8 protein-coding genes are annotated in these 13,760 nt (G+C 56.9%); 4 read left to right on the top strand and 4 right to left on the bottom strand.

Annotated features, from left to right (window positions below; all coding sequences use genetic code 11):
• The first annotated feature begins 58 nt into the window (after window positions 1-58).
• A complete protein-coding gene (locus HQL63_04645) occupies window positions 59-784 on the top strand; it encodes a sel1 repeat family protein (GenBank protein MBF0176123.1) in 726 nt (241 codons plus the stop codon).
• A gap of 225 nt (window positions 785-1,009) precedes the next feature.
• On the opposite strand, the gene HQL63_04640 is transcribed toward HQL63_04645, so the two are convergent.
• Complete coding sequence (locus HQL63_04640) at window positions 1,010-1,291, bottom strand: hypothetical protein (GenBank protein ID MBF0176122.1); 282 nt, start codon at window positions 1,289-1,291, stop codon at window positions 1,010-1,012.
• A gap of 150 nt (window positions 1,292-1,441) precedes the next feature.
• The gene (locus HQL63_04635; protein ID MBF0176121.1) at window positions 1,442-2,557 is read right to left on the bottom strand and encodes a D-alanyl-D-alanine carboxypeptidase; all 1,116 of its coding nucleotides are present in this window, start codon (window positions 2,555-2,557) and stop codon (window positions 1,442-1,444) included.
• Window positions 2,558-2,854: 297 nt separating this feature from the next.
• On the opposite strand from HQL63_04635, the gene HQL63_04630 reads away from it, so the two are divergent.
• The gene (locus tag HQL63_04630) at window positions 2,855-4,822 is read left to right on the top strand and encodes a PAS domain S-box protein (GenBank protein ID MBF0176120.1); all 1,968 of its coding nucleotides are present in this window, start codon (window positions 2,855-2,857) and stop codon (window positions 4,820-4,822) included.
• On the opposite strand, the gene HQL63_04625 is transcribed toward HQL63_04630, so the two are convergent.
• Window positions 4,804-6,408, bottom strand: coding sequence for a DUF1566 domain-containing protein (locus tag HQL63_04625; GenBank protein MBF0176119.1), 1,605 nt, complete (start codon window positions 6,406-6,408; stop codon window positions 4,804-4,806). The genes HQL63_04630 and HQL63_04625 overlap by 19 nt on opposite strands.
• Window positions 6,409-6,439: 31 nt before the next feature.
• Window positions 6,440-10,303: a DUF3683 domain-containing protein gene (locus tag HQL63_04620; GenBank protein ID MBF0176118.1), complete on the bottom strand. Its 3,864-nt coding sequence runs from the start codon at window positions 10,301-10,303 to the stop codon at window positions 6,440-6,442.
• A 191-nt stretch (window positions 10,304-10,494) separates the two neighbouring features.
• Between HQL63_04620 and pepN the strand changes: the two genes are divergently transcribed.
• Together pepN and HQL63_04610 are read left to right on the top strand one after the other, a co-directional pair.
• Window positions 10,495-13,170 (top strand): aminopeptidase N, encoded by a 2,676-nt coding sequence (pepN, locus tag HQL63_04615; protein ID MBF0176117.1) that lies wholly within the window; start codon window positions 10,495-10,497, stop codon window positions 13,168-13,170.
• Between the two features lie 120 nt (window positions 13,171-13,290).
• Window positions 13,291-13,683: a PilZ domain-containing protein gene (locus tag HQL63_04610; protein ID MBF0176116.1), complete on the top strand. Its 393-nt coding sequence runs from the start codon at window positions 13,291-13,293 to the stop codon at window positions 13,681-13,683.
• Window positions 13,684-13,760: the final 77 nt, after the last annotated feature.

Raw genomic sequence — 13,760 nt, 5'->3', positions numbered from 1 at the left:
GTCCAAACCGGGAAGCAGCGTCGGAAAATCGGCACATGTTTGGTTTGCATTGTTATTCATGATGATATGGCCCATTGTTGGCGGAAGCGCCTCGCGTCAGGATCCCAATCAAGAGAAAGATTTTCAAGAAGCGGTCGTGGCTCTGAAAAGCGGTTATGCCAACATGGCCTACAGCCTTTTTCTCCACATTGCAGAGAAGGATGACCCGCGTGCCCAGTTTTTGGTTGGTCGTATGCTTGAGGAGGGGCAGGGGGTCGTCAGGGATCCGTTGAAAGCTGCACAGTGGTACCGCAGGGCAGCACAACAAGGGCATGCGGAGTCCCAGGCCCGACTCGGTTTTCTTTACCTTGGAGGAACGGATGTCCCACAGGACAACAACGAGGCCCTGAAATGGTTTCAGACAGCGGCTCAGGAAAACCAACATCCGATTGCCCAGGCTTACCTGTGTTCCATTTATGCGGAGGGAACTATTGTCCCGGCTGATCAGAAGCTCTCCCTGGAGTGGTGCCGCAAGGCTGCCGAACGAGGCGTTCCGGCTGCACAGACCATGATGGGGTTCCACCATGCCCTTGGCAAGGCTCTCCCCATGGATCGCGCTGTAGCCAGACAATGGTTTGAACTGGCGGCAAAACAGGGCTATGCCGGTGCCATCAAAGCGCTGGCCGAGATGGATCAGGGCAAAACCCCCAACCCGGAAGCTGGGTTGCCGCCTGCGTTTGCGCCACGGCAACCGACCGACGACACCGAGAAACTCCCAGACACCACCCCCAAAAAGTGGGAGTGATTCCCATTCCAGGGAGCACCCACCCTTCTGCGCCGACAAAAAAATGGCGCTTGAGGGAGATGCGTCAACAGAGCCACACTCTCAGCCTGGAATCATGAAACCGGGAAGGGGAGCAAGAGGGAATCAGGGAGGGAGAATCCCTTGCCGGCGCCAGGTCTGACTCTGTATCCAATATCCTGACCGGAACATGGAACAACTGAGCGTCAGGATGCTTTCAGGCCTGTGTTACGAAACGAGACGTGTCGATGGCATGGCTACGGAGGCATTTTTTTCCACTTCTCTCACGGTACGGGGTGGAAGGGGGGGAGGTATCTCCTGGGAAAGTTGGGGCTGTCCCGCAAAGCTCTCTGGAGCACCCGAGACCAGCAGCGGCCCCATGATGCACTCCAGATTGCGCCAATGTGCCCAGGCGCTGTCGTTATCCACCCGGTCAGCCCAACGGAGAAGGCTGCGCAATTCGGCGCTCAAGAGGGGGGGCAGGGATTCGTTCGGCTCGATGTCGCGCATGATCTCCAGGGATCCTTTGGCCAGTCCGATGCTGATTGATGATGCATGGTCAACCGTCGGAAATATTTCAAGCAAAAATCGCGCCGTTTTGTAGTTGCACCCCACCCACCAGGACAGTGTCCTGGTGGGGTTTGGGGCGAAGCGGTGCGGTCAGGAGTTGTCGAACTTTCCAGGCACACTCTGACGCGGTCCGGCATTGACCGGCGCCTTGAGGGGAACAGCAACCCGGCCTGGAGTGGTCCCCGCTGCGTTGCCGCGGACCGACGCTACCTGCTGAAACGAGCGCTCACTTTGCAATTGAGCGAAAGCCTGATCCAGCAAAGCTTCCACCCTATTGTCCCGAGCTACGGCAGAACGGCCACCAAAGACGACAGCGATCAATCGTGTCGACCCACGCACCGTCGATCCCACAAGGTTAAAGCCAGAGGCACGGGTGTACCCGGTTTTGATGCCATCCATGCCTTGATAGCGGCTCATCAAGTGGTTGTGGTTGTTGTGATGCACACCTGCGTAGGTGAACGCCTCGCGGCTGAAGTAGGGATAGAACTGTGGATGATGATAGATAAGGGCATACCCAAGAACGGCCATATCGCGTGCGGTGGAGACCTGGTCAGGGTCTGGCAGGCCGGATGAGTTGCGGAATACTGTGTGGGTCATCCCCAAATCCCGGGCTTTGTCGTTCATCAAGCGCACGAATCCATCTTCACTTTGGCCCATGGCCTCGGCCAACACGACCGTGGCATCGTTGGCGGATTTGGTGACCAGCCCCAACAGGGCATCCTCGACGCGGATTTGCCGGCCAACTTTCAGGCCCAGTTTGGAAGGTTCCTGGTTGGCTGCGTTTGGCGAGATGGGCAGTTGTTGGTCAAGACGCAGCTGACCCCTTTTCAGGGCATCGAATGCCAGATAGAGCGTCATCATTTTGGTCAGAGAAGCGGGATGACGAAGCTCGTCCGGGCTGGTCGCATGCAGAATGCGGCCCGTTCTGGCGTCAATGACCAGGTCGGCGTAGTTGGCCGCTGGATCGACGACTGCCCTGGCATGTCGGGCATTCTTCGACCGCTGTTTTGTCTTGCTAACGTGCTTCTTCCCCAATTTTTTTGACTTATGCGTCAATTTTTGTAAGGAGACCTTTTGCACATGAGCAGCAGACAGTTGCTGACGCTCATCGGCTGCATAAGTCGAAAAGGGGCCGAACACCCCAGCCAATACCAGGAGAATGAAGAGAATTCTAGCCGTCCCGGTTCTGCAACATGTTGGCAACATGACACCCTTTTCCCGTCGTTGTGGTTTGCAGGATGGTAAGGTAATGCGATCCGTCGTAAAAAACAAACCTGTTCTGTACACATGCTTTATGATCAGATACTTATAATCCACCATCAGGGGGCATCCCCTCTGGAGGGGCACCTGTGACAGTGTTTCGCAATTTTCCTGCCAACATGGCCTAAGTCATACAACAACATGAAAATTGGTAGAAAAAGTGTTAACGCAGCCTGGAATGTGGTAACATGCCATGAACGAATTGTTGGCGGTTGCCCGGGTTGGCCAAAGAGAGGTCTGCGTATGGTGGATCCCCTGAACGTCGGCGACTCTCTTCCCTGCATTCTGGTCACGGATGACGATCCGGATATGCGGCTGTTGCTGAGCCGATTTTTGGAAAAAAACGGCTTCCTCCCTCTCCTGGCCGAAAGCGGTCACCAGGCGATCCAGATGTTTCGCACGCGCCGGCCCGACTTGGTTCTCATGGATGCCAATATGCCGGGGATGAGTGGCTTCCAAGCCACGCAAGAGCTGTGCAAACTGGACACGGACAAGAGGGTTCCCATCATCATGGTGACCGGTCTGGCCGACGAGGAGTCGGTGGATCAGGCTTTCCGCCTTGGGGTGGAGGAGTTCATCACAAAACCGATCAACTGGGCGCTTCTGCGCCACCGGATTGCCAACCTCCTGCAACGTCGCCACCTCGAACGTAAAATTCTTGAGAGCGAGGGGCGATTTCGTTCCATTGTCCACTCCTCTGCACACGCCATCGTTACGGCTGACGCGGAGGGCCGAATCATCCTATGGAACCGGAGCGCCCAGGAGGCCTTTGGCTATACCGAGACGGAGGTTCTCCACCAATCCCTTACCATGTTGATGCCCCAGAGGCTGCGCAGCTCTCACCTTCTGGGCTTTGGTCGAGCGGTCGGCAGCAGGGAGTTGTGTTTGTCTGGCACCACGGTTGAATTGGTCGGACTGCACAAGGGAGGGGAGGAATTTCCTCTGGAGGCGACTCTCGCCATGTGGGAGGCGGGCGGGCAGCTCTTCTTTTCCGGCATCATGCGCAACATCACCAAACGTAAACGGCTGGAGCAGGAACGGGAGCGGGCCATGCAGAATCGTGTGGCCATCAGTGCTTTGCTGGAGACTGCTTTGGAACCCCTCACGCTGACACGTCAGTTGGAGGTCGCCCTGGAGATCATCCACACCCTGCCCTGGTTTGCCGCACGCATGGGAGGAGGCATTTTTTTGGCAGATGAGCGGACCCAAGTGCTGCATTTGGCTGTCCAAAAAACGCACCAGGGCAACCTTGCCGAAGCTTGCGCACAGGTTCCCTATGGAAGTTGCCTGTGTGGTCTGGCGGCAACCACCCGAACAACCGTTTTCGCCAATTGGCGCGATCTGCGCCATGACCGTCACTTGACGGAGATCCAGCCCCATGGCCACTACTGTGTCCCTATCCTGTTTCACCGGCAGCTATTGGGGGTTCTATCCATCCTTCTTCCCGACGGACACCCCTTCAATCACGAGGAAGAGGGCATTTTGCACACCATTTCCCAGACCCTGGCGACCATCATTCAGCGGCGCAAAATGGAAGAGGTGCTGGAAAGTACCCACAAGGCCCTCAAGGAAACCCGATTGGAGATTATCCACCGTTTGGGCATGGCTTCGGAGTTTCGGGATAACGAAACCGGGATGCACATCATTCGCATGAGTCGCTTTGCAGCTTTGTTGGGCAAGGCGACCGGTCTGGACGATGACCGGTGCGAAATCCTCCTCAATGCGGCGCCGATGCATGACGTTGGCAAAATTGGCATCACCGATGCCATTCTCCTCAAGAGGGGGCGTCTGACCGAAGAGGAGTATGCCATCATGAAGACCCATACCACCATTGGCGCCCATATGTTGTTTGGTCACGACGAAGAACCTCTCAAAACGGCGCACATCATCGCCTTGACCCATCATGAAAAGTGGGATGGGTCGGGCTACCCCTACGGCTTGCGAGGGGAGGGGATCCCCCTCGAAGGGCGTATCAGCGCCGTGACGGACGTTTTCGATGCCTTGACCTCAAAACGTCCCTACAAGGAAGCCTGGTCTGTCCCACAGGCCATGGCCGAGTTGCAACGGTGTTCCGGAACGCACTTCGATCCCAGCCTCGTGGATCTGTTTTCCAGGATCCTTCCGGCCATTCTGGAAGTCAGAGAAAAATTTGCCGACCCATCCCACCAGGAGGAGGATTCTCTGGAAGCGCTTCAATCCCTTGGCATGTGACCAGGGGAACCACGCCGCAAAGGGCGGCACGCCAGAGGCAGGTTACCTGGTTCATGGGTCTTGCCGGATGCCGGTTGTTCGGAACCGTGGTCTGCGGCAACGGGTATGCGGCCTGGGGGTGGGAAAGAACAGACTCCGGTCAGGAGTTCGTGACGGTATCCCATGAAGCCGCAGGTCATGCCTGGGTTTTTGTTCCGGCAGGCCGCGATCGCCTCGGGTGGTGGCCCGGATGGGGAGGGAATACTTGCAGTGGGTTCCTGTTGGTTCGGGAGTGGTGTCAAACGCAATTTTTGTGTGTTGTTGGGGTAGCGATCCTGGTCTGGCGAAAATCCGGGAGGCTGGAGAGCCACATGGCCGCCGCGCACGACGCGCACAAAATTGAAGATCCTTTGGGCATCTCCCTGAGGGCCACGACCGAGTTGCGGCGTTCCCGTCTTGGGATCACTCCTCTGCGCCCCAGCTCCGTGGACATCCAGGACGCGCCCATGCATCTGGCCCATGGCCCTGCCAAAGGCGATATAGACAGCCCTGTCGCCCGGGCGCGGGCCATCCAGGTGGGTGGTGGAGGTCCAATAGTAGGGAAAATCCCGCTGCCCAGCCTCGTTGAGGATCGATGTGGCAAGAAACATCGGATCCATGGCGGGTGAGTTGGTCGTATCCGGGGAACGGGAATAATCAACGATAGCTTGCAGCTCCTTGGCGTTGGGCAGGCGCCAGTCATCGTATCCGGCCAGACGGTGATTTTTGGCATAACGCAGGGCATCTTCCCAGACCATCCCTTTGCCGCTGTCGCTTTTGTCCCACATCAAGCCACTGGAGAGGTCGCTCACCGTACCGTTGCCGTGGTCGACAAACTGATTTACCCCATAAATGGGTCCGCGTACATAGCGGACATAGAATCGTTTGGCAACTCCCGGCATACCCGGACGCCGATAGCCGTACCCCTTGATGCGTCCATCCGCAAAGTTGACGCCGAACACCGTTTTATCGCCCAACATGGTGGTGCTGACGTACATGGTGCTGGAGAGCCATTGTGCATCGATGTACCGTTCACCCTGGCGGATATCACCGTATTTAAAGTCAAAAAAATCGGTGTTGATGAAAGGAACCGCGTTGGCAGGCACACCCTGGCCGGGCCCGAAACCCGTGTAGCCGCGAAAATCGATCAGGGAGTACAGCTCCTTGATGTCGGGGATGCGCCAATCGCGGTAACCGCCCAAATCCATGTTCTCAGCCACACCTTCAGCCTCTTCCGGGGAGAGTTTTTGGCTCTCGACGGCCTTGGACCAGGTCAAATGGGTGTGCAGGTCGGTGACCGTACCGTTGCCATTGTCCCGATAGGCGGGCTTTCTTCCCTGATATTGGGCATCCTGGCCAAAAAAATCTTCGCGCAGACGGGGAGGGGGGATCTCCCCGGTGTTGTCAAAACAACGATCCTGCCCTGTATCCACGATTCCAGCTCCCTCGGGAAACGGTGCAGCAACAGCCACACTTACCCATGTCAAAGCTGACGCAGCAGCCCTCAGGGTCGTTCGTCGCAATCTTTGGTTGGCTGTGGGTCTGTTTTCATTCAGCACCCTTTTCATTCAGCGCCCTTTCTTCTCCCCATTGCCGGCTTCAGAGCAAAACCTGCTCGATGCCACCTTGCCGAATGTGGGCCATGAACTTTTTTTGCCACTCCGGTCCCAACTCTCTCTTGGCCAATTCGATCACCAGAAACTCCACCTGAAGGGGAAGGGACTCCGTGTAACGGGTCAGGCCTTGCAGGCAAGAGGGACAGGTGGTCAACACGATGGCCTCCGCAGGGGGGGGATGATTCTGTGTTTGTTGCGCCATGGCCTTATGCAAACTTTTTTGCAGGCTCTCCCGTTTGGCAAAGCGGGCCTGGGTCGCCACATCGGGGCGGTTGACGGCAAATGTTCCCGCCTCGCCACAACACCGCTCGGACACAATACACCTCTCGCCAAGCAACCTTTCAACGATTTGCTGGCCTGGATGGTAACGTGTGGGAGAGTGACACGGATCGTGAAACAACAAAGGAGCCCGATGGGCGTCATGGTTGGGGGTTTCCGTGATCGACCACCCTTTTTCCAACAAATATTCATGACAATCCATGAGACGGCTGCCGGGAAAAATACGATCAAATTCGTAGGTATGCAGCTGGGTCAGGCAGGTGCCGCAGGAGATCAGAACCTCCTTGATCGAGAGATACTTCAAGGCGTTGGCAAGGCGATGAAACAGCACCCGGTTGCCGGTGCTGATGCGACGTCCCAGGGTTGGATCACCGGAAGCATTCTGAGGAAATCCACAGCAGGTATATCGCGGTGGCAGCACCACCTGAACGCCATGGTGAAACAACAAGGCTAGGAGGGCCAAGGCAATGTCACTGAAGAGCCGTTCGCACCCACACCCCGGAAAATAGAAGATGGCTGGAGCGCGTTCATTGCTGCGACTTGGATCGCGCAGCAACGGGATGACGTCTGGATTCTCGATGCCCAACCAGGATCGTAGGGGGTAACGAGGAAGCCGACCAGGCAAGGGAGTGTCCAGGATGTGTGCTACCCGCGCACTCCAGTGCGGAGGCTCGTTGGAAGCGGGTGGCAGATTTTCAGCGGAAACCGGATGCAAACGCCGCCATATGTGATGTGCCAGGCGTTGACCGGCATAACCCCCATTCAGGAGCAGGCGTCGGGACCAGTCGATGCTCTGTGGATCGGTGAGCGTTAAAAACCCCAAGGCCAGGTTGCCGGCCAGGGAGTTTCTTTTCTTGTTTTGATGTTGCAGTGTCTCCCGCATGCGGATGGTGACCTGGCCAAAGTCGATATGGACAGGACAGGGTTGGCGACAACGGTGACAGATGGTGCAATGATCCGCCAATTCGTTCAGGGCGTCGAAGTGGTGGAGTGAGATGCCCCTTTTTGTTTGCTCCTCATAGAGGAATGCCTCAATAATCAAACCGGTGGCCAAAATCTTGTTGCGGGGAGAAAAGAGCAGGGAGGCGCGTGGAACATGGGTGGTACATACGGATTTGCATTTGCCGCAACGTAGGCAGTTACGGACATCATCGTTCAGGGCTCCCAGCTCGCTTTCGCGCAAAATGAGGGCTTCCTGCTGGACGAGGCGAAGCGATGGGGTATAGGCCAGTTCCAACCCACCCCCCGCGAGAAGTTTACCACGGTTGAAATATCCCAGGGGGTCCACTCTCGTTTTGTAGCGGGCGAAGGCGGCCTTTTTGACAGGATCCATGTACTTGAATTTGGTCAACCCGATGCCATGTTCTCCGGAAATGTCACCGCCCAGATGACGGGCGAGGGCCATGATCCGGTCCACAATGCGGTCCGCCTCGCCCAGCATGGCATAATCGTTGGAGTTGACGGGAATGTTGGTGTGGACATTGCCGTCACCGGCATGCATGTGCAGCGCAACAAAGAGCCGGCTTGAACGGACACGTGCGTGGATGGCATCCAACTCCTGCCGCGTGGCAAACCAGAATTCACCGCCGAGGAGATGTTTGAGGGGTCGTTCCACCTCCCGACGATAGGAAATCAGGAGTTCCCGCCGCAGCAACAGTTGTATGAGCGTGGCCCCGGGGCGTACCAGATCTGGCGCCAGGAGTCGGGCCGGCAAGGTTGGATCATCGGTGGCACGATCCAGGTTATCCAGGCAGCATTGCCAACGCTGTCGGATTTCGGCGAGCAGATGCAAGGCTGCCTCGATCTGGCCCGCCAGAATGACCCCACCTTCGGTGCTGTTGTCCAGGCGAGTCGGCAGAGTTCGCGCCAGACGATCCCCTTCCAGGAAGGCGCTGACCTCGGAGAGAATGCGCAGCTTGTTCTGTATGGATTGTTCGATATTGATCCGTTCGATGCCCTGACTGTATTCCGTCAGGCGCTCCAGCGGAATGACAACGTCTTCATTGATTTTAAAGGCGTTGGTGTGAGCTGCGATCGCAGCCACCCGGGACCGGTCGGCCCAGAACTCAGCCCGGGCTTCAGGGGTGCTGGCAATAAATCCAACCCCCTCACGCGCTGCGGCCAGATGCACGACATGGGCCGCCGCTGCGTCGACCAATCCGGCTTCATCGCCGGCCAGATCGGCCAAAAGCAACATTTTAGGGCGAACACCGCGTGGGGCTTTGGGGGTATAGCCGACGGCCCGCACATACCGCTCATCCAGGTGTTCCAGGCCTGCGCACACCACATCCGCATGTTTGTCGAGGTAATTCTTAATCTCAACGATGGCCGCGACGGCGGTTCCAAGGTCGGCGCCGTAAAATTCCAGACAAACTGTCCTTTTTTGGGCCGGCATGCGGTGAAGCACAAAGGTGGCGCTGGTGATGATGCCATCACACCCCTCTTTCTGCACGCCGGGCACTCCGCCCAAAAACTTGTTGGTGACATCCTTGCCCAAGCCGGGTTTGCGAATCTCAGCCGCCTGAAGGGTCAATATTTCGGACTGATCAATCTCTGTCAGGCCATCGTCCGCCAAACGCACGACGCGAAAATGCGCCTCCGGTTGGTCATGGATTCGACGCAGATTGTGGTGAAGCCTGGTGACCTGAAGCCAGTTGCCATCCGGCATCACCATGCGCCAGGAGAGCAGGTTGTCCAGGGTGGTGCCCCACAGGACCGCCTTTTTGCCCCCTGCGTTCATGGCGATGTTGCCGCCGATCGTCGAGGCTTGTTGCGAGGTCGGATCCACGGCAAACACATAGCCAGCCGCCTCCGCCGCCATGGCCACATGTTGTGTCACCGCCCCGGCCCCAACCGAAATGGTTGCGATTTTTTCCCTCTGACCATCCAGGTGGAGCAAAGCCACCGGCCCGATGCGATCCAGTTTTTCCGTATTGATCACCGCTGTATGGGGAAAAAGCGGGATGCCGGAACCGGTGTACCCGGTGCCACCGCCCCGGGGAATGATGGTGAGATCCAGGGCCATACACTCGCGCACCAGGGGGAGAACCTCCTCTTCCCGGTCCGGCATGAGAACCACGACTGGATATTCCACCCGCCAGTCCGTGGCATCCGTGACCTGGGCAACCCGTCCCAGGGCGCTGAAATCAATGTTGTCACGCCGGGTAACGGGCGGCCCCAAACGTTGCAGAATATCCTGACGCAGACGCTTTTGTTGCTGAAAATGATCGGCAAAAGTCTCGATGGCTGCCCGGCTTTTCGACACCAGCTGTTCAACCAGGGCGTTGCCGTCGGCGCGGGCCTCGATATGCTGTAAACGGGCGTGCAACGTAGCCAGCAAATTTTCGAGACGTTTGGGGTTCGCTCCCAAATCATCCTGCAAAAACGGATTGCGGGAGACCACCCAGAGGTCTCCCAAAATTTCAAACAGCATGCGCGCCGAACGACCGGTATTCCTCTTGGACCGGAGTTGATTCAGATGCTCCCACATCTCCGCGCCAAGGAGCCGAATCACCACCTCCCGATCAGAAAATGAGGTGTAATTATAGGGTATTTCACGAATATTCATGGCCAAACTTTCAACAGAACCTCTCCAGCACCCAAACCACCATGCCCATCTTTCGCCCATTCTGCTCCTTTTGTCCCCAAGAGTGAAGACGGCATGGGGAGAGGAGGGGCACAACCTTTCACTGGTGGAACTTTTTGGGAATTTTAGGCAAACTGCGTGGCATTCCCTTTTCCCTGATCTGGAGTGATGTTGTGACACAGAAACCAGCCGCACCCCGAAAAATTCACCTGGCAGCCTATCGTCCCTCTCCATTCCTGATTGATCAGATCCATCTGACCGTGCATCTGGGGGTCGATTCTGTACGGGTGGAGTCCCGTTTGGCAATCCACCGCAATCCGGCCTCGGAGTATGTGACGGATCTCCATCTCGACGGACAGGAACTGGAAATGCTCTCTCTGCGGCTGGATGGCCAGGTTCCCGGGAAGGATGTCTGGGAGGTCAATCACGAACATTTGATCCTCCACCGGGTGCCCGATCATTTTGTCCTGGAGGTCGAAAACCGAATCCACCCGGCCCGCAACACCTCCCTGGAGGGGCTTTACATGTCCAGTGGCCGGTATTGTACGCAATGCGAGCCGGAGGGGTTTCGCAAGATAACCTGGTATCTGGATCGTCCGGATGTTTTGGCACGTTTTACTGTCACCATCGTGGCTCCCCGGCAGGGTTTTCCCGTCCTTCTTGCCAATGGCAACCGTATCCGTCAGGGACAACTGGAGGGAGATCGGCATTTCGCCACCTGGGAGGATCCTTTTCCGAAGCCAGCCTATCTGTTCGCCATGGTCGCGGGTGACCTGGAAAGAGTTTCGGGCGACTTTACCACACACTCCGGAAGACGGGTCGATCTGCACCTTTACACCGAGGCGGAAAATGTCGACCGTTGCGACCATGCCCTGGCATCCCTGCAAAGGTCCATGGCCTGGGATGAAAAGCGCTTTGGCCGGGAGTACGATCTGGATGTCTATATGATCGTGGCGGTCAATGACTTCAATATGGGAGCGATGGAAAACAAAGGATTGAACATATTCAACTCCCAATATGTCCTGGCCAAGTCGGCTACGGCCACCGACGACGATTTTCAGGCCATCGAGAGCGTTATCGCTCACGAATATTTCCACAATTGGACCGGCAATCGCATCACCTGCCGGGATTGGTTTCAATTGAGCCTGAAGGAGGGGTTGACGGTCTTTCGCGACCAGGAGTACTCATCCGATACACTGTCGCGTGGGGTGCAAAGAATCAAGGATGTCAGAATGTTGCGCACCGTGCAGTTTGCGGAGGACAGCGGTCCGACCGCTCATCCGGTGCAACCGGACGCCTACATTGAAATCAATAACTTTTACACGACAACGATTTACAACAAGGGCGCCGAGGTGGTGCGCATGCTCCACACCCTTCTGGGGGAGGAGACCTTTCGCCGGGGAATGGATCTCTATTTTGAACGCCACGATGGACAGGCGGTGACGGTGGACGATTATGTCCGGGTCATGGAGGAGACAAGCGGTCGTGAATGGGCGCAATTTCGCCTCTGGTACCACCAGGCCGGCACCCCGACTGTGTGCGCCGAGCTGAACTTCGCTCCCTCTACCGGGGTATCGACCCTTGTCCTGACCCAGAAAACGGCGCCCACTCCCGGGCAACCTGAAAAAAAATCCCTGCACATTCCCGTCAAAGTGGCTTTATTCGGTGAGGATGGCTCTCTTCTTCCCCTGGCTTTGCCGGGTGAAGATCCTGGTGCAGCCCCGCGCGAGCGTGTCCTGGAGTTGCGCGAGGCCCGCCAGGAGTTCCATTTTTCTGGTCCGACGGGCATGAGCAAACGGCCAGTGGCTTCGCTTTTCAGGGGTTTTTCGGCGCCCGTTCGCTTGGAAATGGTGCGCAGCGACGCCGAACTGACTTTCCTATGGGGGCACGATAACGACCCCTTCAATCGTTGGGATGCCGGGCAGGAACTGCTGGAGCGTTGGTTGTTTCGTTGGATCAAGGCTTGCCAACAGGGACAATCCCTGGTCGGGGATGCCCCTCTGCGGGCTTCCTTTCTGGCCACCTTGCAGGATACCAGCCTTGATCCTGCCATGCGGGCCCTGGCCTTGACCCTGCCGGGGGAAAAATATCTGCTTGACCGCATGCCCCAGGCCGATCCGGATTTGGTCCATGCGGTACGGGACTTTCTCCGCCATGATTTGGCCATGGTCTTGGGAAAAGAGTTGCGGCAGCTTTATGAACAGTTGTCCAAAGAGCAGCTTGCCATGGGGTGCGCAGTCGGCTTCGACCCTGTGGTCGCAGGGCATCGCGCCTTGAAAAATCTAGCTCTTTCCCTCCTGGCGGCGTCGGAACATGCAGATGTGTACCAGCTTTGTGAGCAGCAATATCGGGGCAGTGTCAACATGACCGATCGCATGGCAGCCTTGACCACTCTGGTGCATGCAGGCGCGGCACAGGCAGAGACGCTTCTGGAGGATTTTCTTCAGCAGTGGCGGGAAGATTTTTTGGTCACCAACAAGTGGCTGACTCTCCAGGCCACGGCTCCTTTGGCAACGACCTTTGATCGGGTCACGGCTTTGACAAGGCATCCGTTGTTCAATGCCAACAATCCCAACCGGGTACGGGCCCTGATTGGAGCCTTTTCCGCAGGAAACCCTTATTGTTTCCACCACCCTGCCGGCCAAGGTTATCCATTCCTCGGTGAGTGGATTCTGCGGCTTGACCGGTCGAACCCGCAAGTCGCCTCACGTTTGCTGACACCATTCAACCGTTGGCGCGATTTTGAACCCGGACGCTCCGCACGCATGCTGGAAGTGTTGCAACATATTGCGGGCCAGGCCAACCTCTCCCGTGATGTTTGTGAAATAGTGGGAAAAATTTTGGCTTAATTTGGCATTCTTATTGCGGAAATCCTCGCCATCGTGGGAGAATCCGGAACCCCGGTTCGTTGCCGGGTGCTGGATGGTTACCACGCATCTTGACATGTGCAACAGGAAATCTGGATCCATATGACCACACCACTTCCATCTCACTCAGACCATCCTCCCACGGAAAGCGAGCCGTCCCGCTTGAATGAACGGTTTCGTTTCGTCACTGACCTGACCTTGCACACGGACGGGGGAGTCACGATCATCGGTTATACTCGGGATGTCAGTCTCAGTGGTGCGTTCCTCTTCACAGATGCCCCTTTGACAGGCATTACCCAAGGGGAGAGCGGTGTGGCGGCCATCACCGTCCAAGAAGGTGAACACCAATACAACATGGCTTTCCCTTGCGTTGTGGCCCGCGTGACACCCCAGGGTGTGGGTCTGCACTTTGACGAGCCCGATGACAGGAGCGAGGAGAAAGCTGCCATCGTCGTGGAAAATGGTATCAGCGAATCCTCCGAGGAGGAGTTATGAACTGCCCAGGGAGCTGACCCATATGTGCTGACCTGCCTTGACGCGCATGAACGCGCACGATGTTTTGGGTCTTGATC

The organism is Magnetococcales bacterium, assembly GCA_015231175.1.
In the GTDB taxonomy this organism is placed as follows: Bacteria; Pseudomonadota; Magnetococcia; order Magnetococcales; family DC0425bin3; genus HA3dbin3.
Note: the sequence above shows the minus strand (reverse complement) of the source record. Positions and strands in the feature narration are given on the sequence as shown.

What these genes read in the sequence shown, in the direction of transcription:
- HQL63_04645 (MBF0176123.1), top strand. Translation starts at nt 59, where the DNA reads ATGATGATATGGCCCATTGTTGGCGGAAGCGCCTCGCGTCAGGATCCC.
- HQL63_04640 (MBF0176122.1), bottom strand. Translation starts at nt 1,291, where the DNA reads ATGCGCGACATCGAGCCGAACGAATCCCTGCCCCCCCTCTTGAGCGCC.
- HQL63_04635 (MBF0176121.1), bottom strand. Translation starts at nt 2,557, where the DNA reads ATGTTGCCAACATGTTGCAGAACCGGGACGGCTAGAATTCTCTTCATT.
- HQL63_04620 (MBF0176118.1), bottom strand. Translation starts at nt 10,303, where the DNA reads ATGAATATTCGTGAAATACCCTATAATTACACCTCATTTTCTGATCGG.
- HQL63_04630 (MBF0176120.1), top strand. Translation starts at nt 2,855, where the DNA reads ATGGTGGATCCCCTGAACGTCGGCGACTCTCTTCCCTGCATTCTGGTC.
- HQL63_04625 (MBF0176119.1), bottom strand. Translation starts at nt 6,408, where the DNA reads ATGAAAAGGGTGCTGAATGAAAACAGACCCACAGCCAACCAAAGATTG.
- HQL63_04610 (MBF0176116.1), top strand. Translation starts at nt 13,291, where the DNA reads ATGACCACACCACTTCCATCTCACTCAGACCATCCTCCCACGGAAAGC.